Source organism: Limnohabitans sp. Rim11, assembly GCF_001269365.1.
In the GTDB taxonomy this organism is placed as follows: domain Bacteria; phylum Pseudomonadota; class Gammaproteobacteria; order Burkholderiales; family Burkholderiaceae_C; genus Limnohabitans_A.
This window is the reverse complement of sequence record NZ_CXOM01000001.1, coordinates 516359-543202: the sequence shown is the minus strand read 5'-3', so window position 1 is coordinate 543202 and position 26844 is coordinate 516359. Positions and strand designations below refer to the sequence as shown.

The window sequence follows — 26844 nt, the reverse complement described above, 5'->3', positions numbered from 1 at the left end:
AGAGCTTATAAATTAAGCTGTTTCGCCGTAAACAGAAACGGTGACTTCGACCACCACGTCTGTGTGCAATGCCACAGCAACAGTTGATTCGCTCACAGTTTTGATAGGACCGTTAGGCATACGGATTTGAGCTTTGGCCAAACCGTAACCCGATTTGTTCAACTCTTCAGCGATGTCGTGGTTGGTGACGGAACCGAACAAACGGCCATCAACGCCAGCTTTCTGAGTGATCTTGACCACTGCGCCAGCCAATTTTTCGCCTTGCGCTTGAGCTTCGGACAACTTGGCAGCTGCTGCTTTTTCGAGTTCGGCACGGCGTGCTTCGAACTCTGCTTTGTTGGCTTCAGTGGCGCGACGTGCACGACCGCTGGGGATCAAGAAGTTACGAGCATAACCGTCTTTAACTTTAACGATTTCACCCAAATTGCCAAGGTTCACAACCTTATCGAGCAGAATAATTTGCATGGTTGTTCTCCTTAAACTTTGTGCTGGTCGCTGTAAGGCAACATGGCCAAGAAGCGAGCGCGCTTAATGGCAGTGTTTAACTGGCGCTGATAAATAGCGCGTGTGCCTGTCAGACGTGCGGGGATGATTTTGCCGTTTTCGGCGATGAAGTCGCGCAATGTGTCGACGTCTTTGTAATCAATCTCTTCCACGCCTGTGACTGTGAAGCGGCAGAAACGCTTGCGCTTGAACAGCAATGACTGGGTGTTGCGCTTAGGGCGCTTGTCTTTGTTAAATTTTTTGAAAGTGGCCATGGGGCCTCCTGAAAATTAAAGTGTCTTGAATTCTTGAATATGCAGAACTACATTTTTTCCGTTTTTGGGTGTGGCCAAAAAACCGCTGAATTTCCAAACGCTGCCAATGGGCTGGGTTTGAATTCTCTCTGCAACAGATCCGATGGCAACAGCTTTGACTGTGGCATTAACCTGTCTGAGAGTTCCCGCTTCTTGCATGCTAGAGCTGTGCTCTAGAACCAAGTCGATGACTGGTAATCCAGCCGGTGTGTATCGAAGTGCTTTTTGCTCTGCGATACCAGCGGTTAATTCAAGGTGGTTTTGTTCCGTCACTCCCGCAAACAAATGTAATTAGCCTGCAAACTCGGCTTGTTGGGCTTTGCGAGCTTCTTCGCGCTCGACTTGTTTCATCATAGAAGATGGACCTGTTTCGGCTTTCTTCTTGAGAACAGTCATGTGGCGCAAAACAGCGTCGTTGAACTTGAAGGCGTGTTCGAGTTCGGCCATCACAGCCTGATCAGCTTCAATGTTCACGCACAAGTAGTGGGCTTTGCCCAACTTGTTAATTTGGTAGGCCAACTGGCGGCGACCCCAGTCTTCGACACGGTGAATCTTGCCACCGCCGGCAACGATCATGCCCTTGTAACGCTCCAGCATGGCTGGAACTTGTTCGCTCTGATCCGGGTGAATCAGCAAAATGATTTCGTAATGACGCATTGAGACTCCTTTTGGGTTTTTACCTTTGAGGTATTGAAAAAAGCTACCCCCAGCGTCGGATGGGGTGCAGCAAGGCTTAACCCGCGATTATAGCCCAGGAATTAGAGGCCTGGGAAGGGTGTTTCAGAGGACAAATTTGTCTCTGAGGGGGATTTTTCGAGATCAGGCCAAAGGAGACTGCCGATCCAGATGGCCAAAAACCCAGCAGGTGCGCCCAAAATTCCCGCAGAAATGGGTTGGATGCCAAACACCAAACTGGAGTTCAAGGGCAAATTGAGCAAGCCCCTTAAAGCGGGTGCATTCAGGATCATGTAGAAAATGGTCACGCTTAAGCCCAGCAACATGCCCAAAACCACGCCTTTTCGGCTGGCTTTCTTCCAGAAAATGCCCATGACCATCCCTGGGAAAAATGCGGAAGCGGCCATCGAAAAAGAAGCTGACACCAGGGCGAGAATTTCTGCGGGTTTCCAAGCCGCCACAAACGCAGCCGACATGGCAACCGCCAACAAGGCAAACTTGGACAAGATCACCCTGCCCTCATCGGTTTCAACGCCGTCTTTCATGCCCAAGCGCATGTCGTGAATAAAAGCGTTGCTGATGGTCAACAGCAAGCCATCGGCCGTGGAAAGCGCTGCGGCAAAACCACCAGCGGCAACCAAGCCCGATATCACATAGGGCAAGCCAGCCAACTCAGGACTGGCCAGCATGATCATGTCGGCACCCAGTTTTAACTCGCCAAATTGCAGCACGCCATCAAGGTTGATGTCGGCCACTTCCACCAAAGCACTGTCGACCCTTGACCATTGAGACAACCAAGGCGGCAATTCCGAAAAGGGGCTGCCCACCAAATTGTTCATGACTTCGAATTTGACCAAAACGGCCAAAGCGGGGGCACTCAAATACAAAATGGCAATGAACAACAAAGACCAAGCAACAGACAACCTGGCTTCTGCCGCGTTGGGGACTGTGTAGAACCGCGTGAGTAAATGGGGCAAGCCTGCTGTACCGGCCATCAAACAAAAAATCAAAGCCACAAAATTGATGCGGGACAGGTTGAATGCTTCTTGCTGCGCAGGAGTGCCATCAGGTCGCCCCTGAAAGGCTTGACCGTGCAGAGGCATCCCGCCAAGTGGTTTGGCTCGCTCGTAGTTTTCAAGCATGGCCTTTTGCCAAACTTCTTTGGCCGCCGCCGCATCCTTGGGCAAAGCTTGCAGCTCTCTTCTGGTTTTGACAATGACGGAGAACTCGGCATTTTGGAGTTTGAGTTCACTGAGTTGTCGCTCAAGCAAAACCCTTTCTTTTTGCAAAGCCAAGTCGACGTTTTCTAGCCGCGTTTTGTAAACCTCGGCGCGCCTTAAGAACTCTTGTCGAACTGCAATTTCGGAAGGATTTGAAATGAGCTCTTGCTCTAACTCAGCGATCTTTGAAAGCTGCGTGCTGTAGGCCAACGGCGCCCATGGCGAACCCAATTGTTTGTAGGCCAGCCAAGAAACTGGGATTAAAAACGCGATCAATAAAATAATGTACTGAGCGACTTGGGTCCAAGTGATGGCCCGCATACCGCCCAAAAAAGAGCACAACAACACGCCGCCCAAGCCCAACAAAATGCCAATCTCAAATTGCACACCCGTCAACCTAGAGGCAATCAGCCCAATGCCATAGATTTGAGCAATCACATAGGTAAACGAACACAAAATGGCCGCCCAAGCTGCAATCAGTCTAGGCCACCGCCCTCCAAATCTTTGGCTGAAAAAATCGGGCAAGGTGTACAGCTCCATGGCACGAAGGTGTGGCGCAATCAACAAAGCCACAAGGCAAAAACCACCGGTCCATCCCATCACATAAGCTAGGCCTCCAGCTTGCCCCCCTGCGCCAGAAAAGCCTTGTAAATAAAGTGCGCCTGCCAAACTGATAAATGAAGCCGCGCTCATCCAGTCGGCAGCTGTGGCCATGCCGTTGTAAAAAGCCGGAATTCGACGGCCCGCCACATAGTATTCATCGGCATCGCTAGTGCGGCCAGAAACCCCAATCAGGGCGTAAATCATGACCGTCGAAAATAAAAAAATAGGGCCAATCAAGCTTCTTGACAGCCCCTGCGATTCTGCCCAGCCCATCACACCCAAGAGGCTCAGCAATAAAACGACATACAAGATGACGTTTCGATGCAGACGCCAGCGATAGGCGTCATAGAGCTGCTTGAAGTGCGATGCTGAACTCAATCGACTTTTCCTAATTGGGTCCAGGTCTCAACCACAGTGTCAGGATTCAAAGAAATTGAACTGATGCCCTGGGCCATCAACCACCTTGCAAAATCGGGGTGGTCGCTGGGGCCTTGGCCGCAAATACCCACATATTTGCCCTGACTGAGACAGGCCTTGATGGCTTGAGAAATCAAAGTCTGAACAGCCAAGTCGCGCTCATCAAAATCGACCGCCAACAGCTCAAGACCCGAGTCGCGGTCCAAGCCCAAAGTCAATTGGGTGAGATCGTTGGAGCCAATCGAGAAACCATCGAAATACTCTAAAAACTTCTCCGCCAAGATGGCATTGCTGGGCACCTCGCACATCATGATGACTTTCAAATCATCTTGACCGCGCTTCAAACCGTGTTTGGCAAGCAAAGAAGTGACACGATCGGCCTGCGCCAAGGTTCGCACAAACGGCACCATCACTTGTACATTGCTGAGGCCCATTTCGCCGCGCACGCGCTTGATGGCTTCACACTCCATGGCGAAGGCTTCACCAAAGTCTGAACTGATGTAGCGCGCCGCACCGCGAAAGCCCAACATGGGGTTTTCTTCCTCTGGCTCGTAGCGGCTACCGCCAATGAGTTTTCGGTATTCGTTGCTCTTGAAATCGGACAAGCGAACGATGACCGGCTTGGGCCAAAATGCCGCCGCAATGCTGGCAACGCCTTCGGTGACTTTGTCGATGTAGAAGGCTTTGGGCGAGGCATGGCCACGCGCCACAGACTCGACTGCTTTTTTGAGGTCGCTGTCGATGTTGGGGTAGTCCAAGATGGCCTTGGGATGGACACCAATGTTGTTGTTGATGATGAATTCCAGGCGGGCCAAGCCAACGCCTTGGTTGGGCAATTGGGCAAAGTCAAATGCCAACTGGGGGTTACCCACGTTCATCATGATTTTGGTCGCAATGTCGGGCATGGTCCCGCGCTTGACTTCCGTGATTTCTGTTTCCAACAAGCCGTCATAGATTCGGCCGGTGTCGCCCTCTGCACAGCTGACTGTGACCAAGGTGCCATCTTGGAGTTGATCGGTAGCGTTGCCACAACCCACCACGGCAGGAATACCCAATTCACGCGCAATGATGGCGGCGTGACACGTGCGGCCGCCTCGGTTGGTGACAATGGCACTGGCGCGCTTCATCACGGGCTCCCAATTGGGATCTGTCATGTCAGTGACCAACACATCACCTGCCTTAACTTGGTCCATCTCAGAGATGCTATGGACCAAGCGAACAGGCCCAGTCCCAATTTTTTGACCAATCGCGCGGCCCTCGGCCAACACAGCGCCTTTGCCTTTCAAGGTGTAGCGTAATTCGGCCGTGCCTTTGGCCTGACTCTTGACGGTCTCTGGGCGAGCTTGCAAGATATAAAGCAAGCCGTCTGTGCCATCCTTGCCCCACTCGATGTCCATCGGTCGGCCGTAGTGCTTCTCAATGACCATGGCGTATTGCGCCAATTGGGTGATGTCTTCGTCTGTTAAGGAATAGCGATTGCGCAACTCCATGGCCACATCGACGGTTTTGACCAGCTTGCCTGAACTGGCTTTTTCTTCAGCAGAAGAGAAAACCATCTGGATCAATTTAGAACCCAGATTGCGACGAATGACAGCTTTTTTACCGGCTGCCAACATGGGCTTGTGAACATAGAACTCGTCAGGGTTGACCGCACCTTGCACCACGGTTTCACCTAAGCCATAGCTGGAGGTGATGAAAACCACATCTTCAAAACCTGTTTCGGTGTCGATGGTGAACATGACACCTGCTGCGCCCAAATCGGAACGGACCATGCGCTGCACACCCGCAGAAAGGGCCACCTCGGCATGCGCAAAGCCTTTGTGCACACGGTAGCTGATAGCGCGATCGTTGTACAAAGACGCAAACACTTCTTTCATTTTGTGCAGCACATCTTCAATGCCGACCACATTCAAGAATGTTTCCTGTTGTCCTGCAAAGGACGCATCTGGCAAGTCTTCGGCAGTGGCAGAAGATCTGACCGCAAAGGAAGCTTGGGGATTGCCAGCGCTGAGAATGGCGAATTGTTCGCGAATGGATTTTTCAAGGTCAGCCGGAAAAGGCTGCGCCTCCACCATGCCCCTGATTTCTGCGCCGACCGATGCCAAGGCACGCACATCTTCGACATCCAAAGCATCGAGCTTTTGATTGATGCGATCAACCAAGCCATCGTGCTTTAAAAACGCTCTGAAGGCAAAGGCCGTGGTGGCAAAGCCAGTAGGCACCCTGACACCATTGGGCAATTGAGAAATCATTTCGCCTAGGCTGGCATTTTTGCCGCCGACCGACTCCACATCGGTCATTCGCAATTGTTCAAATGGAACGACCAAAGCGTCCTTTGCAAAAAGGTTAGACATAAAAGCTCCAAAGTTAAAAAACGGCACTTTCAACCCGAACCAAAGCGCTCAATCTTGATTGTTCTTAGATGTGACTCAGCGCAGCCAGCGGGCAGTAGATAATGGATGTGATTTTAGGACCCAAAGAGCCACTTGTTCATAAAATTTAAGCATTCTGGAAATTAACGACCATGCCCCATCGCACCGTATTTTTCATCTCTGACGGCACCGGCATCACGGCAGAGACCTTTGGCAATGCCATCTTGGCCCAATTTGAGATGAAAACCAGGCACGTCAGGCTGCCCTTTGTTGACAATGCCGACAAGGCGCACCAGGTTGTAAGGCAAATCAATCACACGGCCGAAATCGAGAACGTCAAACCCATTGTGTTCACCACTTTGGTGAACATGGAGGTTTTGGAAGTAATACGGGCGGGCTGTAAGGGCATGCTTTTGGACATGTTTGGCACGTTCGTCAACCCCCTTGAGGTAGAACTTGGCATCAAGTCCCACCACCGTGTGGGCCGTTTTTCTGACGCCAGCAAAAGCAAGGAATACCACGACCGCATTGAGGCCATCAACTTTTCTTTGGCGCACGACGACGGACAATCGAACCGCGACTTGGAATCTGCTGAAGTGATCTTAGTGGGTGTTAGCCGCAGTGGCAAAACACCTACCAGCCTTTACCTGGCTATGCAGCACGGCATGAAAGCTGCCAACTACCCGCTCATTCCCGAAGATTTTGAGCGCAAGCAATTGCCACCCGCATTGGTCCCTCATCGGAAGAAAATTTTTGGTCTCTCCATTCACCCAGACCGCTTGTCTGAAATCAGGTCAGAGCGCCGCCCCAACTCCAAGTACGCAAGTTTAGAAAACTGTCGTCAAGAAGTGTCGGATGCAGAATCGATGATGCGCCGATCAGGCATTCGTTGGCTTTCTACTACCAGCAAATCGATTGAAGAAATAGCCACCACCATCCTGCAAGAAATCAAACCCGACCGTTTGATTTATTGAGCAGAACCTGTAAATCGGCAATTAGCGAAGCGTTGCGGCCATTTTTTCGGCGCAGCGCTGAGCGACTTCTTGGCTCCTTGCCTCCACCATCACGCGAACCAAAGGCTCGGTACCGCTGGCCCGAATCAAAACGCGGCCACTTTGACCCAGTTCGGCTTCGACTTCTTGAATGGCTTTGGACAGCTGGGTATTGGCTTGCCAGTTTTGATCTTTGTCTAAGCGAACATTGATCAAAACTTGGGGGAACAAAACCACATCAGACAACAACTCGGCCATGGTGCGGCCCGTTGCAACACAGGCTTGAAGCACTTGAAGCGCACTGATCAAACCATCGCCGGTGGTGTGTTTGTCGAGGGCCAACAAGTGACCGGAGCCTTCACCGCCCAACAACCATTTTTTCTCTTGAAGCGCTTCAAGAACGTAGCGGTCTCCTACTTTGCTTCTGACAAATTCGATGTTCTTGGCTTTGATGGCCAACTCAACAGCCATGTTGGTCATCAGGGTACCCACCACACCAGGCACCACTTCACCTCGTGCAATGCGATCGGTCACCATCAGGTACAACAGCTCATCTCCATTGTACAAACGGCCTTCTTGGTCAACAAATTGCAATCTGTCGGCATCGCCATCTAGCGCCACGCCGTAGTCGGCTTGATGTAACTTGACTGCGGCAACCAGTGCCTCAGGATGCGTTGCACCCACATCTTTGTTGATGTTAAGACCATCGGGCGAGCAGCCAATGGCAATAACTTCGGCACCCAATTCGTGAAACACCTTGGGAGCGATTTGATAGGCCGCGCCATGGGCAGCATCGACCACAATTTTCATGCCCTTCAGCGAAAATTCATTGCTAAAGGTGCTCTTACAAAACTCAATGTAGCGCCCCGCAGCATCATCCAGACGCTTGGCTTTGCCCAACTCAGCCGATGTGACCCAGACAGGCGCTTGGTCGACCAGCTTTTCAACAGCAAGCTCCCAGTCATCGCTCAGCTTGGTACCTTTGGCACTGAAAAACTTGATGCCATTGTCATCATAGGGATTGTGGCTTGCACTGATCACGACCCCCAAAGTTGCGCGCCGCGCACGCGTGAGATAAGCAACTGCGGGGGTGGGAATAGGCCCCAAGAGGACCACATCAACGCCAGCAGAGTTAAAGCCAGACTCCAAGGCGCTTTCAAGCATGTAGCCTGAGATTCGAGTGTCTTTGCCAATTAAAACGACAGGATGTTTTTCAGATTGGCGCAAGACGCGGCCAACAGCATGCGCCAAGCGCATAACAAAGTCTGGGGTAATGGGTGCTTGGCCAACGGTGCCGCGAATGCCGTCTGTTCCAAAATATTTTCTAGTCATAGTTTTTAATTTTATACACCTGAAGTTCTCACTCAGCTGAGAGATTGGCTTGAACCGCTTGCCATATTTTCAAGGCTTGGACTGTTTCTTTCACATCGTGCACGCGCACAATGGCGGCGCCTTTTTGAACGGCCAACAAGGCGGCTGACAAACTCGCACCCAGCCTATCGGATGGCACAGGCTCTTGACCCTTGGGAGCCACCATCTTGCCGAGGGTGGATTTGCGTGACCAACCCGCCAATAGGGGCTGCCCTAGTGACATGAATTCGGACTGGTGCATGAGCATGGCTAGATTTTGGTCAGGTGTTTTGCCAAAGCCGACACCAGGATCTATAACAATGCGCTCTTTTTGAACACCCAAATGGAAGGCTGTAGACAACTGCTGGGCTAGGAAATCTTTAACCACTTGCACCACATTGCTTGTCATAGGCGCCGTTTGCATCGTTAGGGGATCTCTGTGCATGTGCATCAAACAAATACCGCAGTCTGGAAACTGCGCCATCAAATCCCACGCGCCGGCTTGTCGCATGGCCCAAATGTCATTGATGATGTCTGCACCCAAATCAAGCGCAGCTTTCATGACTTGGGGCTTGTAGGTGTCAATCGACAAAGGCACTTGCCACTTCACAGCCTCGCGGACAAAAGGAAGCACCCGTGACAACTCTTCTTCGAGGCTGAGCGGCTGTGAGCCAGGCCTAGAAGATTCACCCCCAATGTCCAGAATGTCTGCGCCCTGTTGCAGCAAATTCTCGGCATGCTGCAAAGCTTGTGAGTTGGATTCAAATTGGCCACCGTCCGAAAATGAATCGGGAGTGATGTTCACAATGCCCATGACCTTGGGTTGTGACAAATCAATCACAAACCGAGATGTCTGCCAGGAAGTTGTGGGCATGTGGGTTTAATGAAAACGGAAAAGTAAATTTTAAATAATAACGGGGCCGAAGCCCCGTTGATTCAAGTCCTAAATCAGGCCGCGTTGGGCTCTGGATCTGTTTTGACAGCAGGCGTTCCGCCGGCATCGTCATTGCCAGAGGGTGGAATACGAGGCGTCCAGTCCTTGGGGGCTGTAGGCTCGCGGCCGGCCATGATGTCGTCAAGTTGAGTGACATCAATGGTTTCCCACTCCAACAACGCCTTGGCCATGGCGTGCATCTTGTCGCTGTTTTCTTCAATCAGGCGACGCGCCAAGTTGTATTGCTCGTCGATGATGCGGCGAACTTCAGAGTCGACCTTTTGCATGGTGGACTCGGACATGTTGGTGGTTTTGGTGACCGAGCGACCCAAGAACACTTCGCCTTCGTTTTCGGCGTAGACCATGGGGCCCAAGGCTGTGGTCATGCCGTAGCGCATGACCATGTCACGGGCAATTTGGGTGGCACGTTCAAAGTCGTTGCTAGCACCCGTGGTCATTTGTTTCATGAACACTTCTTCGGCAATACGGCCACCAAACAACATGCTGATTTGGTTCAACATGTATTCGCTGTCGTAGCTGTAACGGTCTTTTTCGGGCAGGCTCATGGTGACACCCAAGGCACGGCCGCGAGGAATGATAGTGACCTTGTGCACAGGATCGCACTTAGGCAACAGCTTGCCAATGAGGGCATGGCCCGACTCGTGATAAGCCGTGTTGCGACGCTCTTCTTCGGGCATGACCATGCTCTTGCGCTCGGGGCCCATCAGAATTTTGTCTTTGGCTTTTTCGAAGTCTTGCATTTCCACAACGCGGGCGTTGCGGCGTGCAGCCATGAGGGCCGCTTCGTTGCACAAGTTGGCCAAATCGGCGCCGCTCATGCCAGGTGTTCCGCGGGCAATGACGCCGGGGTTCATGTCTTGGCCAATGGGGATTTTGCGCATGTGCACAGCCAAGATTTGTTCGCGGCCGCGAATGTCGGGCAATGTGACGTACACCTGGCGGTCAAAACGACCTGGACGCAGCAAAGCAGCGTCCAAAATGTCGGGACGGTTGGTGGCAGCCACCACGATGACGCCCAAATTGGTTTCAAAGCCGTCCATTTCGACCAGCATCTGGTTGAGGGTTTGTTCGCGCTCGTCGTTGCCACCGCCCAAGCCAGCACCACGCTGACGGCCAACGGCGTCAATTTCGTCCACAAAAATAATGCAAGGTGCATTTTTCTTGGCGTTCTCGAACATGTCGCGAACACGGGCTGCACCCACACCCACAAACATCTCGACAAAGTCGGAGCCCGAGATGCTGAAGAAAGGTACTTTGGCCTCACCCGCAATGCTCTTGGCCAACAAGGTTTTACCGGTACCTGGAGGGCCAACCAGCAACAAGCCACGTGGAATTCGTCCGCCCAGCTTTTGAAAGCGTTGTGGATCCTTCAAGAAGTCAACGACTTCTTTCACTTCTTCTTTGGCTTCGTCGCAACCAGCGACATCGGCGAAGGTAACTTGGTTGGCGTTTTCGTCGAGCATGCGCGCTTTGCTTTTGCCAAAGCTAAAGGCACCGCCTTTGCCGCCACCTTGCATTTGGCGCATGAAATAAACCCACACACCAATGAGCAACAACATGGGGCCCCAGCTGACCAGCAGGCTCATAAGCAAAGAGCCTTCTTCACGCGGCTTGACGTCGAACTTGACGCCGTTGGCAATGAGGTCGCCCACCAAGCCGCGGTCCAAATAAGTGGCCGTGGTTTTGATGCGGCGGTCGTCGGTGGTAACAGCCGCGATTTCTGTGCCGCCCTGACCTTCTTGGATGGTGGCCGTTTTGATGCGGTTGCCTCTGACTTCTTCTAGGAAGTCGGAATAGCCCATGTAGCCAGACCCGACGCCAGCGCGGTTGTCAAATTGTTTGAATACAGTGAAAAGCACCATGCCAATCACAAGCCATACGGCGATCTTGGAAAACCAGGGGTTGTTCAAGAAGAGCTCCCATCAATAAACGTCTAATTGGTCTTCATTCTAGGCTTTTGAAAGCGCAGAACACGTGATTTCCCTTGACTAAGCCTTAAAAGTAGAGGGAAATTTAATGGAAAGACCCTTCCTTACAACATTTAATCTGCCGACGGCCTGTTTTTGGGCTCGATGCCAACCAAAAACTGCTCGGACGATTTGTCGCGGGAAGCCTTGGGTTTGATGGGTTTCACAACCTTGAATGAATCTTTGAACAGCTTCACCAATTGGCTGTAACCACTGCCGTGAAACACCTTGACCACCAAGGCACCCTGCGGCTTGAGGTGCATTTGTGCAAATTCAACGGCAAGCTCAATGAGGTGCGTGATTCGCGCAGCATCGACAGAGTCGATACCAGACAAGTTGGGCGCCATGTCGGAGACCACCACATCGACGGGACGGTCACCCACAATGGCTTGCAATTGGGCCAAGACATCGGCTTCCGTGAAGTCACCCTGGATGAAGTGCACACCCTCTACAGGCTCCATGGGCAGGAGGTCAACGGCCAAGATGGTGCCGTTCAAATCGCCCGCGGCAGCGCCTTGCGGCGATAACCTGCGGCGCACATACTGGCTCCAAGCGCCAGGCGCAGAGCCCAAGTCGACCACCAAATTGCCAGGCTTGATCAAACCAAAGGTTTCGTCAATTTCCTTCAATTTGTAGGCGGCCCGCGCCCGGTAGCCCTCTTTTTTGGCCAATTTGACGTAGGGGTCATTGACGTGGTCGTTCAACCACGACTTATTGACTTTTTTACTTTTGGTTTTTACTTTCATGTTCTTCCGTTCAAGCAGGGATAATAGCGCCATGCCTCAAATTCAATTGACTCCCGCTCAACGCAAGGTTCACAGAGCCGAAGCGCACCACCTCGACCCCGTTGTCATGATTGGCAACGATGGCCTCACGCCTGCCGTTGTCAAAGAAACCGACGCGGCCCTCAAGGCGCACGGCTTGATCAAAATTCGTGTTCTGGGAGACGACCGTGTCGCCCGTGAAGCCATGTTCAACCAGCTGGCCGAAGACCTTAGCGCTGCGCCCATTCAGCACATCGGCAAATTGCTGGTGCTCTGGCGCCCTGTGCCCGAAAAGGAAAAAACCATTTCAGAAGATCGCATGGCCGGACCCCGCGATTTTAAGGTCTTGAAGTACAGCAGCCGCGGCGGCCAACGCCCCGAGGTCAAAACATTGCGTGTGTTGGGCAACCAGCGCCTCACGTCTGGCGGTCAGGTCAAGCGAGCCAAGGTCAAACAAAAATCAATCAAAAAGCGCAACCAAGCCTAAAAGGTCAAAAGCGCTCAATCAAGAGCGCTTTTTTCATGGCTTGCCATCGTTTTAGATGTAAGACACCGCCACAATTTCGTAGCGCTTCTCACCGCCAGGCGCTTGCACCACGGCCACATCACCCTCTTCTTTGCCAATGAGTGCGCGTGCAATAGGGCTGCTGATATTGATCAAACCCAACTTGAGATCGGCCTCGTCTTCACCAACGATTTGGTATTTGACCACTTCGCCGGTGCTTTCTTCTTCCAACTCGACGGTGGTGCCAAAGACCACTTTGCCGCCAGCATCCACTGAGGCGGGATCGATGATTTGAGCCGCAGAAAGTTTGCCTTCGACCTCTTGAATGCGACCCTCAACAAAACCTTGACGGTCTTTGGCGGCTTCGTATTCAGCGTTCTCACTCAAGTCGCCTTGCGCGCGTGCTTCTGCGATGGCATTGATGACCGATGGGCGCTCCACCGTTTTTAACTGGTGAAGTTCGGCCTTCAGCTTTTCAGCACCGCGAAGGGTAATGGGAATAGTAGCCAAGAGATGTCTCCGATTTTTTATTAAGCAGTCAACATGGCGTGCATTTCTTGAACAGAAATGACATCCAGTTTGTCCATGTACTTCATGCCTTCAACCGCAGCTTCAGCGCCTGCAATGGTCGTGAAGGTTGTGACCCTGGCCAGCAAAGCAGAGGTGCGAATGACGCGCGAGTCTGCAATGGCATTGCGGCGCTCTTCGACCGTGTTGATGACCAAGGCAATTTCGTTGTTCTTGATCATGTCCACAATGTGGGGGCGGCCTTCTGTGACTTTGTTGACCGCTTGAACGGCAACACCCTCGGCAGCAATGGCAGCAGCGGTTCCCTTGGTGGCAAAAATTTGGAAGCCCAAGGCCACCAAATCGCGCGCAACTTTGACAGCACGTGGCTTGTCGCCATTTTTAACTGTCAAGAACACTTTGCCTTCACGAGGCAACTTGGTGCCCGCACCCATTTGGCTCTTCACAAATGCTTCGCCAAATGTTTTGCCCACACCCATCACTTCGCCAGTGGACTTCATTTCTGGGCCCAAAATAGTGTCGACGCCTGGGAACTTCACAAACGGGAACACGGCTTCTTTGACGCTGAAATAAGGCGGCGTGACTTCTTTGGTGATGCCTTGCGAGGCGAGTGTTTGGCCCGCCATGCAACGTGCGGCCACCTTGGCCAACTGAATACCAGTGGCTTTAGAAACGTAAGGCACGGTGCGTGAAGCACGTGGATTCACCTCGAGCACAAAAATCACATCTTTGCCATCGACGTGCTGAATGGCAAACTGCACGTTCATCAAACCCACCACATTCAAAGCACCCGCCATGGCAGCTGATTGACGTTTGAGTTCATCCACTGTGGCTGCGCTCAAGCTGTAAGGGGGCAAGGAGCAAGCAGAGTCACCGCTGTGCACGCCAGCTTGTTCAATGTGCTCCATCACGCCGCCAATGAAGGTCTTGCCTTCAGGGTCGCGCAAGCAATCGACGTCGCACTCAATGGCGTCGTTTAAGAAGCGATCGAGCAGCACGGGGGAATCGTTGCTGACCTTGACCGCTTCGCGCATGTAACGCTCGAGGTCGCGTTGCTCGTGAACGATTTCCATGGCACGGCCACCCAACACGTAGCTGGGGCGAACCACCAAGGGGTAACCCAAGGCGGCGGCTTTTTCCAATGCTTCTGGCTCTGTGCGGGCTGTGGCATTGGGCGGCTGACGCAAGCCCAATTCGTGCAACAACTTTTGGAAACGTTCGCGGTCTTCTGCAGCGTCAATCATGTCGGGGCTGGTGCCAATGATAGGCACGCCAGCTTCTTCCAAACCGAGGGCCAATTTCAAAGGTGTTTGACCACCGTATTGAACAATCACGCCCGTTGGCTTTTCTTTGTCCACAATTTCGAGCACGTCTTCTAGCGTCAGCGGCTCGAAGTACAAGCGGTCTGACGTGTCGTAGTCGGTTGAAACCGTTTCGGGGTTGCAGTTGACCATGATGGTTTCGTAACCATCTTCGCGCATGGCCAAAGCGGCGTGCACGCAGCAATAGTCAAACTCAATGCCCTGACCAATTCGGTTGGGACCGCCACCCAAGACCATGATCTTTTTGTTGGTGGTGGGCTCTGCTTCGCACTCATCTTCATAAGTGGAATACATGTAAGCCGTGTCGGTAGAAAACTCGGCCGCGCAAGTGTCCACACGTTTGTAAACGGGGCGCACATTCATAGCGTGGCGCTGCGCACGCACTTCGTGTTCGGTTGTTTTGAGCAGTTTGGCCAGGCGGCGATCTGAGAAACCTTTTTTCTTCAAAGCGCGAAGCTCGTCGGCCGTGATGGCTTTCAAGTTGGTGGTTTCAAGTTCAAGTTCAATCTTGACGATGTCTTCAATTTGCACCAAGAACCAGCGGTCAATTTTGGTGAGTTCAAACACTTCATCGACACTGAGGCCCATGGCGAAAGCATCGCCCACGTACCAAATGCGGTCAGGGCCTGGCTCACCCAATTCTTTTTCAAGAACTTCGCGGTCTTGTGTTTTTTCGTTCAAGCCATCAACGCCCACTTCCAAACCGCGCAAGGCTTTCTGAAAGGATTCTTGGAACGTACGGCCCATGGCCATCACCTCGCCCACCGACTTCATCTGAGTGGTCAGGCGGCTGTCGGCTGTGGGGAATTTTTCGAAGGCAAAACGTGGAATCTTAGTCACCACGTAATCGATGCTGGGCTCGAAACTGGCAGGTGTGGCACCACCCGTAATTTCGTTGCGCAATTCATCGAGTGTGTAACCCACGGCCAATTTGGCGGCTACTTTGGCAATGGGGAAACCTGTTGCTTTGGAAGCCAACGCAGAGGAACGTGACACACGTGGGTTCATCTCAATGACCACCATGCGGCCGTCTTTGGGATTGATCGAGAACTGAACGTTAGAGCCGCCTGTATCGACACCAATTTCACGCAAAACTGCCAAGCTGGCATTTCGCATGATTTGATATTCTTTGTCCGTCAATGTTTGGGCAGGCGCAACCGTGATGGAGTCGCCGGTGTGCACACCCATGGGGTCTAAGTTTTCGATGGAGCAAATGATGATGCAGTTGTCCGCCTTGTCGCGAACCACTTCCATCTCGTACTCTTTCCAACCCAACAACGACTCTTCAATGAGGAGTTCGTTGGTGGGAGACGCTTCCAAACCGCGTTTGCAGATGGTTTCGAATTCTTCAGGGTTGTAGGCAATACCGCCGCCTGTGCCGCCCAAGGTAAAGCTGGGGCGAATGACGGTGGGGAAACCCACGCTGCGTTGAACAGCCCAGGCTTCGTCCATGCTGTGTGCAATGCCAGAGCGCGCAGAGCCCAGACCAATTTTGGTCATGGCATCTTTGAACTTGAGGCGGTCTTCGGCTTTGTCGATGGCTTCGGGTGTGGCGCCAATGAGCTCGACTTTGTATTTGTCGAGCACGCCGTGGTGCCACAAATCCAGCGCACAGTTGAGCGCTGTTTGGCCCCCCATGGTGGGCAGGATGGCATCGGGACGCTCTTTGGCAATGATCTTCTCAACCGTTTGCCAAGTGATGGGCTCAATGTAGGTGACGTCCGCGGTGGCGGGGTCGGTCATGATCGTGGCAGGGTTGCTGTTGATCAAGATGACTTTGTAGCCCTCTTCGCGCAAAGCTTTACAAGCTTGCACGCCAGAGTAGTCGAACTCACAGGCCTGGCCAATGATGATGGGGCCAGCGCCAATGATGAGAATGCTTTTTAGGTCGGTCCGCTTTGGCATGTTATTTGGTCTCCATCAGGTTGATGAAGCGATCGAAGAGGTAGGCAATGTCGTGAGGACCAGGTGAGGCCTCGGGGTGACCTTGGAAACAGAACGCAGGTTTGTCCGTGCGGGCCAAGCCTTGCAAGGTGCCGTCAAACAAAGACACGTGCGTAGCGCGCAAGTTGGCGGGTAAAGATTTCTCGTCTACCGCAAAACCGTGGTTTTGACTGGTGATGGACACGCGACCCGAGTCGAGGTCTTTGACGGGGTGGTTGGCACCGTGGTGACCAAACTTCATTTTGAAAGTTTTGGCACCGCTGGCCAAGGCCATGATTTGGTGACCCAAGCAAATGCCAAAAGTGGGAATGCCAGTTTCGATCAATTCTTTGGCAGCAGCAATGGCGTAGTCGCAAGGTTCTGGATCGCCAGGACCATTAGACAAGAAGATGCCATCGGGCTTGTGCTTGAGCACTTCGGCGGCGGGCGTTTTGGCCGGTACCACTGTGACTTGGCAACCGCGCTCGGCCAGCATGCGCAAGATGTTTTTCTTGACGCCAAAGTCGTAAGCCACCACGTGAAAACGAGGGGCTGTTTGTTGACCATAACCACTGCCCAACTTCCACTCGGACTCGGTCCAATCGTAAGAATCTGAAACGCTGACCTTTTGGGCCAAGTCCAAACCGGCCATGGCAGGTGCTGCTTTAGCCGCTTGCACTGCTTGGGCTGTGAGTTCGGGCGTGACCGCCTGACCAGCAGCCAAAGCCACAATGGCGCCGTTTTGGGCACCCTTTGTGCGCAACAGGCGTGTGAGTTTGCGGGTGTCAATGTTGGCAATGGCCACGGTGCCACTGCGTGACAAGTAGGCCGAGAGCGTTTCGGTAGAGCGGAAATTGCTTGCAACCATGGGCAGATCTTTGATGATCAGGCCAGCAGCATGGACTTTGTCGGATTCGACATCCTCGGGGTTGACGCCGTAATTGCCAATGTGCGGATACGTGAGGGTTACGATCTGCTGGCAGTAGCTGGGGTCTGTGAGGATTTCTTGATAGCCTGTGAGGGAGGTATTGAAAACCACCTCACCCACTGTGGAGCCAGGGGCTCCAATGGAATTGCCGACAAAGACTGTGCCGTCTGCAAGCGCCAAAATGGCTAAGGGGAAGGTTCCCTGAAGAGACAAAAGCACTGGGTTCTCCGGTATGGTTCGGGTACGCCCCAGCACGCGCAAGCTTCACCTAGAAAGGTTGGCTTTTTGGCTGCTTTTGAAGGGAAATGGCTTGTTGTGAGCGGGTGCGTACAGGTTGATGCGGGAAAGCCTCTCATTATAGCCGCGAGTATTCCCTAACCCAAGCCCTAAAGCGCTGATTTTTTCAAATGATGAGTCGGTACAAAGCTCAAGCAGCGAGGCCGGCTGTGGCGCTAGCGTGAAGGCAGACGGCGGCGGCGGTTGCCACGTTCAAAGATTCTTCGCCACCCGGCTGGGCAATGCGAACCTTTTGCTGAACCAGGGCCATCAGTTCGGGCGAAACGCCCTGCCCTTCGTGACCCATAACCCAAGCGCAGGTTTGAGGCAGCTGCCCCTGATTAAGCAACTCGTGCAAAAACGGACCTTCATGGACGTCCGTTCCAAGAATAGGCACCTCAAGGGACTGCAAATCTTCCAAGCTGGCCGACTCGATCAAGCGCATACCGAAATGGGCGCCCATGCCAGCTCGCAAAACCTTGGGCGACCAAAGACCTGCGGTTCCTTTAATGGCCACCACTTGCTTGAAACCAAAGGCGGAGGCACTGCGCAAAATGGATCCGACATTGCCAGCATCTTGCAATCTGTCCAAAACAACGGTGGCTGCTTGAGGGTCTAACTCAGGGGCTAAGGGCAGCGTCAATAAGAAACCCATCTTGGCTGGCGACTCAAGCCCGCTCAAACTTGCAAACAAATCGTCGGGCACGGTCCACACTTCTGAAGCACACTGCCCCCATTCAAATTCAGAAGCTTGCCAAATAGATTCTGAAAAGATGGCCAACTCGGGCTTTACGCCGCGGGCCAGTGCCGCCCTACAAAGGTGGTCACCCTCCAGCCACACCAAGCCCAATTTGCGATACGCCTGAGAGTCTTGCGCCAAACGGCGAATGGTTTTTAACCGCGGGTTGTCTTTGGAGGTGATCAGCTTCATGATTTTTGAAACGCCAGAATGGCCTGCGTCACAGGGGCAAAGGTTTTGCGGTGAAACGGTGTGACCCCTAAAGTTTGTAACGCCTTCAAATGCACTGCAGTGCCATAACCTTTGTGAGTATCAAAGCCGTAGTCAGGGTATTGGCGGTGCATTTCTTCGCACATGCGGTCGCGGTGCACTTTGGCCAAAATGGAAGCCGCAGAAATCTCTTGCACTTTTTCATCGCCCTTCACAATGGCTTCACCGCGCACATCCAAGATGGGCAAACGATTGCCATCGACGTAAACCAAAGTAGGCTTGAGGCGCAAGGCCTCCACAGCCCTTTGCATCGCCAGCATCGTGGCTTGCAAAATATTTAAAGTGTCAATCTCTTCGACACTAGCCTCTGCAATGGCAAAACACAAAGCCTTGGCGCGAATTTCGTCAAACAAACGGTCACGGATTTTGGCGGTTAATTTTTTGGAATCGGCCAAACCCTTGATGGGTTTGAGTTCGTCCAAAATGACTGCCGCTGCCACCACAGGACCCGCCAAAGGACCCCGTCCAGCCTCGTCCACACCCGCCAACAAACCGGGCGTGTCCCAAGCCAAGCTCACTTGCTCAGGCTTTGACAAGCGTTTGGATCGCATGGGCGGCCAATGAGGGTGTGTCGCGCATCAATGACGCGTGCATGGTTTCAAATCGCCCCACCAAGGCTTGCGCCTTTTCCGGAGAACGCAGCCAGTCCAAAACTGCATCGGACATGTTCGATGGTGTGGCTTGGTCTTGCAGCAATTCGGGCACACAAAATTCTTGTGCCAAGATGTTGGGCAAACCGACCCATAGCTGAAGTTTTTTTCGCTTCATCATTTGCCAACTGAGCCAGTTCATGTTGTAAGCAATGACCATGGGCTTTTTAAACAGCGCCGCCTCAAGGGTGGCAGTGCCACTGGCTATGAGGGTGACATCACAAGCTGCCAAAGCCGCATGCGATTGCCCTTTCAGGACCTGCACCTGGGTTGCGCCTACTTGGTCACGAATGTGTTCAATGCGCGCCATCATAGACGGCATGGCTGGCAAGACAAACTGCAAGTTGGGTTGTTGCTGACTGAGCAACTGGGCTGTCAGAAAAAAGCGTTCGGCCAAATATGTGATTTCAGATTCGCGACTTCCCGGAAGCAATGCCACCACAGGTCGATCTGGGTCAAGCTTCAAGTCATGCCGGGCTTTGAGTGTGTCTACATGCATCGGAATGGCCTGAGCCAAAGGATGTCCTACGTAAGTTGCAGGAATACCCTGCGCGCTTAACAAATCTGTTTCAAAGGGAAAAATGCAAAGCACATGGTCGACGCTTTGTTTGATTTTTTCAATGCGCTCAGCGCGCCACGCCCAAATAGAGGGGCAGACAAAATGCACGGTGGGAATGCCCGCTTGTTTTAGATCTCGCTCTAAATCGAGATTGAAATCGGGTGCGTCCACTCCCACAAACACATGGGGTGGATTTGCCAACAGCCTCTCTTTAAGCTGCTTGCGAATGCCCACAATTTCTCGGTAGTGCCGCAAGACTTCGACATAGCCGCGCACTGCCAATTTGTCTGAAGACCACAAAGCATTGAATCCCTGCGACTGCATGCGCGGGCCACCAATGCCATACAAGTGAGCCTCTGGCCATTGCGCACGGATGCCCTGCATCATCAAGCCTGCTAACAAATCGCCCGAAGTTTCGCCAGCCACCATGGCCATGGAAAAAGCCCCATCAGGGGCTTTTGAAGGCGAGGATGTGGGCAAGTTGGGCACCGCTTATCTCACAATGCCGCGCTCGGGCGAAGTGCCTTGCAAAAAACCTAGCATCATGTCGACATCGGCTTTGGCCTCTGGGTACTTTTGAGTGATCAACTCAATCTCTGCTTGGGCTTGAACCAAGGTGAGTTTCTGACGGTACAAACTTTTGTGCATGGCCTTGACAGCTGCAATTCTTTCGGCTGAAAAACCGCGCCGGCGCAAGCCTTCAAAGTTCATAGAGCGTGCTTGCGCAGGTTGACCTTGCGCCATGACAAAAGGCGGCAAATCGGCAAACAACAAAGAATGCATGGCCGTAAAACTGTGCGCACCCAATCGGCAAAATTGATGGACCACGGTAAAGCCGCCCAAAATAACCCAGTCGTCGACATGCACGTGACCGGCCAATTGCGAGCTGTTGGCAAAGATGGTGTGGTTGCCCACCACGCAGTCGTGTGCCAAATGCACATAAGCCATGATCCAGTTGTCATTGCCCAACTTGGTAACGCCGGTATCGCCTGGCGAGCCAATGTTGAAGGTACAAAACTCGCGAATGGTGTTGCGATCGCCAATGATCAATTTACACGGCTCGCCCGCATATTTTTTGTCTTGCGGTACGGCACCTAATGAATTGAATTGGAAAATTTTGTTGTCTTTGCCAATGGTGGTGTGGCCCTCAATGACGCAGTGACTGGCCACAGTGGTACCAGCATCAATGCGAACATGGGGGCCAATGACGGTGTAAGGCCCTACCGTGACACTGCTGTCAAGTTGGGCTCCAGAATCAACAAGAGCTGTTGGGTGAATGCGCGTCATGCCGATGCCTTCTTATTTAGGCAATCTTGCGCATGGTGCACATCAGTTCAGCTTCAACGGCAATCTCTTCGCCCACTTTGGCGCGTGCCTTGAATTTAAAAATGCCTGATTTCATGCGGTCGAGTTCAACTTCCAAAATCAGTTGGTCACCTGGCTCAACTGGGCGTTTGAAACGTGCGCCATCGATGCCTGCAAAGTAATAAACCGTTTTCTCATCGGGCGTCTCACCCAAGGTATCGAAAGCCAAAAGTGCTGCAGCTTGGGCCAGCGCCTCTAGCATCAAGACACCGGGCATGACGGGTCTGGAAGGAAAGTGTCCCGTGAAATAAGGCTCGTTGACCGAGACGTTTTTCAAGGCCTTGATGCGCACACCTTTTTCGATTTCCAAAACACGATCGACCAGCAAGATGGGAAAACGGTGCGGCAATTGCTTGAGAATTTGATAAATGTCCATCATGATTATTTTTCCTGTACGGGAGACTGTTGAATGTGGGTCTCCACCAATTTGAGACGGTGACGAATTTGATGCAACTGCTTAAGGCTGGCAGCATTTTTTTCCCAGCTGGCATTGTCATCAATGGGAAACAGACCAGTGTATGAGCCTGGCTTGGTAATGGATCGGGTGACGACAGAGGCCGCAGAAATATGCACGCCATCGACCAAACTAAGGTGCCCCAAAATAACGGCACCGCCCCCCACAGTGCAATGCGCACCAATGCGGGCACTGCCAGCCACACCGACGCAGCCGGCCATGGCGGTGTGCTTGCCAATGTGCACGTTGTGTCCAATTTGAATGAGGTTGTCTAGCTTGACGCCGTCTTCGATGACGGTGTCATTGAGCGCACCGCGATCGATGCACGTGTTGGCACCAATTTCGACATCGTTGCCAATTTTGACCGCGCCCAATTGCTCAATTTTTTCCCAGGCACCTTGGTTGGGTGCAAAACCGAAACCATCGGCGCCAATGACAACACCCGAGTGAACGATACAGCGCTGCCCTACTTCGCAGAACTCACCCAAAGTCACTCTGGATTTGAGTTGAGAATGATCACCCACTTTGGCACCACGTTCAACCACACACAACGGACCAATGATGGCAGAGTCGGCAATCATGGCATCAGGATGAACAACAGCGGAAGGATGAATGTTGGCAACAACCAGAGGCGCCGATAACTTTTTCCAATATTGCGTCAGGCGCGCAAAATAAAGATAGGGGTCATCAGCCACGATGCAAGCACCGCGCGAGCTGGCCAGAGCTTGGAACTGCGGCGCAACAATGACACACGCCGCACGGGTCTGACTTAACTGAGATTGGTATTTGGGATGACTGAGAAAACTCAGGTCTTGGAGGCCCGCAGAATCTAGCGGCGCGATATTTTGAATGGAAGTTTGTGGACTGCCGTGCAGAGTTCCGCCTAAAGCTTTAACAATGTCGCCGAGCTGCACCACAAAGCAAGTCCACTTCTACCAGCAATTACTTGCCTGCTGAGGCATTGAGAGACTTGATAACTTTCTCTGTAATGTCGTGCTTGGGATTGATGTAAACCGCTTCTTGAAAAATAACGTCGTACTTTTCTGTTTCGGCAACGCGTTTGACAGCCAAGTTGGCACGTTCAATAACCACTTGCTGCTCTTCGTTTTTGCGGGTGTTCAAGTCTTCTTGAAATTCACGTCGCTTGCGTTGAAACTCGCGGTCTTGTTCCATCAATTGCTTTTGACGGGTATTGCGCTGCGATTCAGCAAGCGTTGGGGCCTCACGCTCAAATTTTTCGGAGGCATTTTTGAGAGTGTTACCCAAATCTACCAATTCTTTTTCGCGTTTGGAAAATTCTTGTTCCAACTTGACTTGAGCTGCTTTGGCTGTGCTGGCCTCTCTGAAAATACGATCGGTATTGACAAAACCAATTTTGAACTCTTGCGCGTTGACCGCAGTGACGCAAAGTGCGGTCAGAGCCAACAGAACCATTTGAGAGAATTGAAGAAGTGTTTTCATTAGAAAGAGGTTCCAATTTGGAATTGCAATTTTTGGATTTTATCCGTATCTTGACGTTTCACAGGGAATGCGTACGAAAAACGCAAGGGTCCCATGGGAGAGACCCAGCTCAAGCCAATGCCCACCGAGGAACGCAGCTCCTTGAGAGTGATTTTTTCATTTTCGCCAAATGCTCGCCCGGCATCCGCAAATCCGAACAAACGCAGCGTGCGGTCATTACCTGCACCAGGAAATGGGGCCAAAACCTCAGCGTTCAACACAATTTTCTTTGAACCGCCCAGAAAGACAGCGCTGTTCGGATCGGTAGAAGGTGGGCCTAAAGTTGATTGTTGGAAGCCCCGAACACTTCCCAAACCACCTACAAAGTAGTTTTTAAACAAGGGATAGGGACGACCACTGATGCCCTGCCCCCAACCCAAATCGGCATTCAGAGCCAACGTAAACTTTTTAGACAAAGGTGTGTATTGCTGAATTTGATAGTTGGTTCGCAGGTACCTGGAGTCGCCTGTCGCACTCAAATCGGCATTGAATCGCTGCAGAGTGCCGCGGTTGGGCACCAAAGCACTGTCACGACCATCCCGCGCCCAACCTACTGTCAGTGGCAAAGCATTGCTGGTAGCACCAAAGTCATTGATGTAAGTTTGGTATGCAGCTGGCAAGTAGGTGCCAGCATTGATGGTTGTCTGCTCATAGTTAACACCAAAAAACACAGTGTCAATTTCAGTGAAAGGCACGCCAAATCGCATGCCGGCGCCTGAGCTCACCAAGCTGTAAGCATTCAAATCGCCCAAGTAAGGACGCGCTGTTCGGTGGAAGACGTCGATGGTCCTAGAGATCCCGTCCTGTGTGTAATAAGGATCAGTCGTGCTCACAACAATCGTTTTGTTGTAACGGCTGGTATTGACTTCAGTGGCCAAATATTTGCCAGATCCAAATGCGTTTTCTTGCCGAATTCCAAAAGACAAAGCCACTTTTTCAGCAGAAGAGAAACCAGCCCCCAGAGAGACGCTTCCAGTTGGTTTTTCGACAAGGCTGAAGATCAGGTCGACTTGATCTGTCGTAGCGGGCACTTCTTGGGTCTCAATGTTGATATCCGTAAAAAAGCCCAAGCGGTCTATGCGATCGCGGGATAACTTGATTTTGTCGCCATCGTACCAAGCAGCTTCCAATTGACGGAACTCGCGACGGATCACTTCATCACGGGTGCGATTATTTCCTGTGAGATTAATTCGCCGGACATAAGCACGGCGAGAAGGGTCTGCCTGCAGAACAAAACTGACCCGATTGTTAAGGCGATCTATTTCAGGGCGAACATCAATACGTGCAAAAGCGTAACCAAACTTACCAAAGTAATCTGTGAAGGCCTTGGTGGTTTCGGCCACCTTTTCTGCGTTGTATGGTTGACCCAAACCAATCTTGACCAAGGCTTTGAATTCATCGTCCTTGCCCAAGTAGTTGCCGTCAAGCTGAACCCCTGACACTACAAATCGCTCACCCTCTGTGATGTTGATGCTGATGGAAATGTCTTGCTTGTCTGGAGAAATGGCGACTTGGGTTGAGTCAATCCGAAACTCTAAGAAGCCCCTAGCCAGGTAATAAGACCGCAAGCTTTCTAAATCGGCATTCAACTTGGTCCGCGAGTAGCGATCAGATTTGGTGTACCAACTGAGCCAATTGCCCACATCCAAATTGAATTGATCCTTCAAGGTATCTTGGGAAAAAGCTTGATTGCCGGTGATTTGAATGTCTTTGATTTTGGAAGGTCCGCCCTCCGTCACCGTGAAGGTCAATTTGACACGATTGCGCTCAACCGGCGTGACGGTGGTCAACACTTGAGCGCCATACAGACTTCGTGTGATGTATTGACGCTTCAACTCTTGCTCTGCTTTGTCAGCGAGAGCCTTATCAAAAGGGCGACCTTCTGCAATGCCAACTTCTTTCAAGGCTTTGATCAGGACATCTTTGTCAAATTCTTTCAGGCCAACCCACTCCACCTCAGAAATGGAAGGACGCTCTTCGAGGATGACAACCAGCACATCGCCTTGGGCTTCTAGCCTGATGTCTTTGAACAAGCCCAGCGCGAACAGTGCACGAATGGCCGCTGCGCCCGACTCGTCGCTGTAGGTATCGCCAATGCGAAAGGGCAAGGAGGCAAAGACAGTGCCGGATTCAATGCGCTGCAAACCTTCAATGCGAATGTCTTTGAGTTTGAAGGGCTCGATGGCCCAGGCTGACAGGGTGCTGAGTGCAGCCGCCACGGCAACACAGACTTGTTGCAAAGGGAATCGATTAGGAAATAATTTCATGCGATTGAACTAATTAAACAGCCGGGTTAGATCATTGAAAAACGCCAAAGACATGATGAAAATCAACAAAGCCAAACCGACTTTTTGCAAACCCCGCTGCCAAGCAACGGAAACCGGTTTGCCGGTCAAAGACTCCCAAAGATAATACATCAGGTGCCCCCCATCCAACATAGGTAAAGGCAGTAGATTTAAAAGCCCCAAACTGACGCTAATGAGGGCCAAATAGGTCAAATAAGGGGCCCAACCCAGCTGCGCAGACTGTCCCGCTTGCTCGGCAATGGTTAAGGGGCCACTTAAATGCTTAGACGACGCATCGCCAGTGATCATTTTGCCAATGAGGTTGACAGTCATTTGGCCAATCTGAAGTACCTTGCCAAACCCTTGCGCCAGTCCCTCGATCAAGCCCAATTGAAGCCATTCGGTCGCTGGCTGTGCACCCACCACAGCACCAATGCGCCTAAAGGGCGCGCCCTGCCCTTGGCTTTGTAAAGTTGACGATTTGGGGTAGACACTTAGATTCAGAAATTGACCTTGGCGCTCTATTTCCCAAAGTTGCTGGCCATTTTGTTCGCCACTTTTCTCGCCACTTTTCTGGCTATCAAGCGACGCTGGTTCAGCCCTGATCCAATCACGCAATTGCTGTGCGTCCACAACGGGCCGGCCATCTACCCGAACCACCCTGTCACCGGTCTGCAAGCCAGCCAATTTGGCAGCACCGTCTTCTTCTAGTCGGCCAATGATCGGGGGCGACAAGGGGCCGCGCATGCCCAAAACCGTCCAATACCCAAGACCCGAACCACTGTCGCTCAGGTTGGGGCGCTGGAGTTCGCCAGGCGAAGGAACTTCCAGTTCGAAGGTTTTGGAAGAATCAGCGCGCTGCAGGGTCCAGACCATGGCCACATTGGCCATTTCAGCGTCGACAGTGCTTGCCAAAAGCTTTTGAAATGACGTGACCTCTTGGCTCTCCTGGCCATCCAATTGCACAGACAGCACGCGCTCGGCCCCGGTCAAACCCGCTTGGGCCGCCCAACTTGCAGGCGTAGGGCTGGCCAAGATTGGCAAGGCTTGGGGCTGGCCCCACCAGGCCAGGCAAGAAAACAAAGCGCCTGCCAACAGCAAATTGGCCAAGGGGCCGGCGGCCACAATGGCCACTCTTACTTTGACGCTGCGCTGGTCAAAGGCTAGAGGCAAAAGCTCTGGGGCCACATTGGCTTCTCGGCTGTCGAGCATTTGAATGAAGCCACCCAAGGGCAACATGCCTATGACAAACTCTGTGTTTTGCCCTGCCCTGGGTTTTTTGGGGCGCCAGCGGTAAATGGTTTTTCCAAAGCCAATTGAAAACACCAGCACCGGTACGTTGAAAGCCACGGCCATGCGGTAATGTCCATACTCATGGACGGCAATGAGCAGGGTTAACGCAAAGAGAAAAGCAATGAGGGTTAGCAC

General features: G+C 52.3%; 24 protein-coding genes. 2 read left to right on the top strand and 22 right to left on the bottom strand.

The genetic code is table 11. The features are described 5' to 3' along the window. Window positions 1-12 precede the first annotated feature (12 nt). The 6 genes from rplI to ppsA form a co-directional block, all read right to left on the bottom strand. Window positions 13-465, bottom strand: coding sequence for a 50S ribosomal protein L9 (rplI, locus tag AMM03_RS02630; RefSeq protein ID WP_090128891.1), 453 nt, complete (start codon window positions 463-465; stop codon window positions 13-15). 11 nt (window positions 466-476) lie between these two features. Beyond that, the gene (gene rpsR, locus AMM03_RS02625; protein ID WP_055360980.1) at window positions 477-758 is read right to left on the bottom strand and encodes a 30S ribosomal protein S18; all 282 of its coding nucleotides are present in this window, start codon (window positions 756-758) and stop codon (window positions 477-479) included. 15 nt (window positions 759-773) lie between these two features. Next, window positions 774-1070 carry a primosomal replication protein N gene (priB, locus tag AMM03_RS02620; protein WP_090129306.1) on the bottom strand — a complete coding sequence of 99 codons (297 nt, stop codon included), beginning with the start codon at window positions 1068-1070 and terminating at the stop codon, window positions 774-776. An 18-nt stretch (window positions 1071-1088) separates the two neighbouring features. After that, complete coding sequence (gene rpsF, locus AMM03_RS02615; RefSeq protein ID WP_055360982.1) at window positions 1089-1454, bottom strand: 30S ribosomal protein S6; 366 nt, start codon at window positions 1452-1454, stop codon at window positions 1089-1091. Between the two features lie 101 nt (window positions 1455-1555). After that, window positions 1556-3673, bottom strand: a complete 2118-nt coding sequence (locus AMM03_RS02610; protein WP_228764534.1) for a VC_2705 family sodium/solute symporter — start codon at window positions 3671-3673, stop codon at window positions 1556-1558. Beyond that, window positions 3670-6066: a phosphoenolpyruvate synthase gene (ppsA, locus tag AMM03_RS02605; RefSeq protein WP_090128890.1), complete on the bottom strand. Its 2397-nt coding sequence runs from the start codon at window positions 6064-6066 to the stop codon at window positions 3670-3672. The genes AMM03_RS02610 and ppsA overlap by 4 nt, the downstream gene beginning before the upstream one ends. A gap of 170 nt (window positions 6067-6236) precedes the next feature. On the opposite strand from ppsA, the gene AMM03_RS02600 reads away from it, so the two are divergent. Further along, the gene (locus tag AMM03_RS02600) at window positions 6237-7058 is read left to right on the top strand and encodes a posphoenolpyruvate synthetase regulatory kinase/phosphorylase PpsR (protein WP_090128889.1); all 822 of its coding nucleotides are present in this window, start codon (window positions 6237-6239) and stop codon (window positions 7056-7058) included. 21 nt (window positions 7059-7079) lie between these two features. Here AMM03_RS02600 and glmM read toward each other — a convergent pair whose 3' ends face one another. From glmM to AMM03_RS02580, 4 genes are all read right to left on the bottom strand, one after another. Next, window positions 7080-8408: a phosphoglucosamine mutase gene (gene glmM, locus AMM03_RS02595; protein WP_090128888.1), complete on the bottom strand. Its 1329-nt coding sequence runs from the start codon at window positions 8406-8408 to the stop codon at window positions 7080-7082. A 28-nt stretch (window positions 8409-8436) separates the two neighbouring features. Continuing rightward, window positions 8437-9300 (bottom strand): dihydropteroate synthase, encoded by an 864-nt coding sequence (folP, locus tag AMM03_RS02590; protein WP_090128887.1) that lies wholly within the window; start codon window positions 9298-9300, stop codon window positions 8437-8439. 74 nt (window positions 9301-9374) lie between these two features. Further along, the gene (gene ftsH, locus AMM03_RS02585) at window positions 9375-11291 is read right to left on the bottom strand and encodes an ATP-dependent zinc metalloprotease FtsH (RefSeq protein ID WP_090128886.1); all 1917 of its coding nucleotides are present in this window, start codon (window positions 11289-11291) and stop codon (window positions 9375-9377) included. A gap of 131 nt (window positions 11292-11422) precedes the next feature. Then, window positions 11423-12094 (bottom strand): RlmE family RNA methyltransferase, encoded by a 672-nt coding sequence (locus tag AMM03_RS02580; RefSeq protein ID WP_090128885.1) that lies wholly within the window; start codon window positions 12092-12094, stop codon window positions 11423-11425. 31 nt (window positions 12095-12125) lie between these two features. On the opposite strand from AMM03_RS02580, the gene AMM03_RS02575 reads away from it, so the two are divergent. Further along, complete coding sequence (locus AMM03_RS02575) at window positions 12126-12599, top strand: YhbY family RNA-binding protein (RefSeq protein WP_090128884.1); 474 nt, start codon at window positions 12126-12128, stop codon at window positions 12597-12599. Window positions 12600-12650: 51 nt separating this feature from the next. On the opposite strand, the gene greA is transcribed toward AMM03_RS02575, so the two are convergent. The 12 genes from greA to rseP form a co-directional block, all read right to left on the bottom strand. Beyond that, the gene (gene greA / locus AMM03_RS02570) at window positions 12651-13127 is read right to left on the bottom strand and encodes a transcription elongation factor GreA (RefSeq protein WP_090128883.1); all 477 of its coding nucleotides are present in this window, start codon (window positions 13125-13127) and stop codon (window positions 12651-12653) included. A 20-nt stretch (window positions 13128-13147) separates the two neighbouring features. Further along, on the bottom strand, window positions 13148-16372 hold the full coding sequence (gene carB / locus AMM03_RS02565; RefSeq protein WP_090128882.1) for a carbamoyl-phosphate synthase large subunit: 3225 nt from the start codon (window positions 16370-16372) through the stop codon (window positions 13148-13150). Window position 16373: 1 nt separating this feature from the next. Next, a complete protein-coding gene (gene carA / locus AMM03_RS02560) occupies window positions 16374-17537 on the bottom strand; it encodes a glutamine-hydrolyzing carbamoyl-phosphate synthase small subunit (RefSeq protein ID WP_194942732.1) in 1164 nt (387 codons plus the stop codon). Window positions 17538-17745: 208 nt separating this feature from the next. Beyond that, window positions 17746-18525: a TrmH family RNA methyltransferase gene (locus AMM03_RS02555; protein WP_090128881.1), complete on the bottom strand. Its 780-nt coding sequence runs from the start codon at window positions 18523-18525 to the stop codon at window positions 17746-17748. Then, window positions 18522-19154 carry a ribonuclease HII gene (gene rnhB, locus AMM03_RS02550; protein ID WP_090128880.1) on the bottom strand — a complete coding sequence of 211 codons (633 nt, stop codon included), beginning with the start codon at window positions 19152-19154 and terminating at the stop codon, window positions 18522-18524. The genes AMM03_RS02555 and rnhB overlap by 4 nt, the downstream gene beginning before the upstream one ends. Continuing rightward, a complete protein-coding gene (gene lpxB / locus AMM03_RS02545; protein WP_090129303.1) occupies window positions 19126-20241 on the bottom strand; it encodes a lipid-A-disaccharide synthase in 1116 nt (371 codons plus the stop codon). Before lpxB ends, rnhB begins: the two co-directional genes overlap by 29 nt. A 63-nt stretch (window positions 20242-20304) precedes the next feature. Further along, complete coding sequence (gene lpxA / locus AMM03_RS02540; protein ID WP_090128879.1) at window positions 20305-21099, bottom strand: acyl-ACP--UDP-N-acetylglucosamine O-acyltransferase; 795 nt, start codon at window positions 21097-21099, stop codon at window positions 20305-20307. Window positions 21100-21115: 16 nt separating this feature from the next. Beyond that, window positions 21116-21556, bottom strand: a complete 441-nt coding sequence (gene fabZ / locus AMM03_RS02535; protein ID WP_090128878.1) for a 3-hydroxyacyl-ACP dehydratase FabZ — start codon at window positions 21554-21556, stop codon at window positions 21116-21118. A 2-nt stretch (window positions 21557-21558) separates the two neighbouring features. Then, the gene (gene lpxD / locus AMM03_RS02530; protein WP_369793658.1) at window positions 21559-22548 is read right to left on the bottom strand and encodes a UDP-3-O-(3-hydroxymyristoyl)glucosamine N-acyltransferase; all 990 of its coding nucleotides are present in this window, start codon (window positions 22546-22548) and stop codon (window positions 21559-21561) included. Window positions 22549-22573: 25 nt separating this feature from the next. Continuing rightward, a complete protein-coding gene (locus tag AMM03_RS02525; protein ID WP_369793662.1) occupies window positions 22574-23065 on the bottom strand; it encodes an OmpH/Skp family outer membrane protein in 492 nt (163 codons plus the stop codon). 26 nt (window positions 23066-23091) lie between these two features. Further along, window positions 23092-25398 carry an outer membrane protein assembly factor BamA gene (bamA, locus tag AMM03_RS02520; RefSeq protein ID WP_090128876.1) on the bottom strand — a complete coding sequence of 769 codons (2307 nt, stop codon included), beginning with the start codon at window positions 25396-25398 and terminating at the stop codon, window positions 23092-23094. A 9-nt stretch (window positions 25399-25407) separates the two neighbouring features. Beyond that, the gene (rseP, locus tag AMM03_RS02515; protein ID WP_090128875.1) at window positions 25408-26844 is read right to left on the bottom strand and encodes an RIP metalloprotease RseP; all 1437 of its coding nucleotides are present in this window, start codon (window positions 26842-26844) and stop codon (window positions 25408-25410) included.

Bases quoted from the DNA above. Each gene is read 5' to 3' on its own strand.
- rplI (WP_090128891.1), bottom strand. From the start codon at position 465: ATGCAAATTATTCTGCTCGATAAGGTTGTGAACCTTGGCAATTTGGGT.
- rpsR (WP_055360980.1), bottom strand. From the start codon at position 758: ATGGCCACTTTCAAAAAATTTAACAAAGACAAGCGCCCTAAGCGCAAC.
- rpsF (WP_055360982.1), bottom strand. From the start codon at position 1,454: ATGCGTCATTACGAAATCATTTTGCTGATTCACCCGGATCAGAGCGAA.
- ppsA (WP_090128890.1), bottom strand. From the start codon at position 6,066: ATGTCTAACCTTTTTGCAAAGGACGCTTTGGTCGTTCCATTTGAACAA.
- AMM03_RS02600 (WP_090128889.1), top strand. From the start codon at position 6,237: ATGCCCCATCGCACCGTATTTTTCATCTCTGACGGCACCGGCATCACG.
- glmM (WP_090128888.1), bottom strand. From the start codon at position 8,408: ATGACTAGAAAATATTTTGGAACAGACGGCATTCGCGGCACCGTTGGC.
- folP (WP_090128887.1), bottom strand. From the start codon at position 9,300: ATGCCCACAACTTCCTGGCAGACATCTCGGTTTGTGATTGATTTGTCA.
- AMM03_RS02580 (WP_090128885.1), bottom strand. From the start codon at position 12,094: ATGAAAGTAAAAACCAAAAGTAAAAAAGTCAATAAGTCGTGGTTGAAC.
- AMM03_RS02575 (WP_090128884.1), top strand. From the start codon at position 12,126: ATGCCTCAAATTCAATTGACTCCCGCTCAACGCAAGGTTCACAGAGCC.
- carB (WP_090128882.1), bottom strand. From the start codon at position 16,372: ATGCCAAAGCGGACCGACCTAAAAAGCATTCTCATCATTGGCGCTGGC.
- AMM03_RS02555 (WP_090128881.1), bottom strand. From the start codon at position 18,525: ATGAAGCTGATCACCTCCAAAGACAACCCGCGGTTAAAAACCATTCGC.
- rnhB (WP_090128880.1), bottom strand. From the start codon at position 19,154: ATGCGATCCAAACGCTTGTCAAAGCCTGAGCAAGTGAGCTTGGCTTGG.
- lpxB (WP_090129303.1), bottom strand. From the start codon at position 20,241: ATGGTGGCTGGCGAAACTTCGGGCGATTTGTTAGCAGGCTTGATGATG.
- lpxA (WP_090128879.1), bottom strand. From the start codon at position 21,099: ATGACGCGCATTCACCCAACAGCTCTTGTTGATTCTGGAGCCCAACTT.
- fabZ (WP_090128878.1), bottom strand. From the start codon at position 21,556: ATGATGGACATTTATCAAATTCTCAAGCAATTGCCGCACCGTTTTCCC.
- AMM03_RS02525 (WP_369793662.1), bottom strand. From the start codon at position 23,065: ATGGTTCTGTTGGCTCTGACCGCACTTTGCGTCACTGCGGTCAACGCG.
- bamA (WP_090128876.1), bottom strand. From the start codon at position 25,398: ATGAAATTATTTCCTAATCGATTCCCTTTGCAACAAGTCTGTGTTGCC.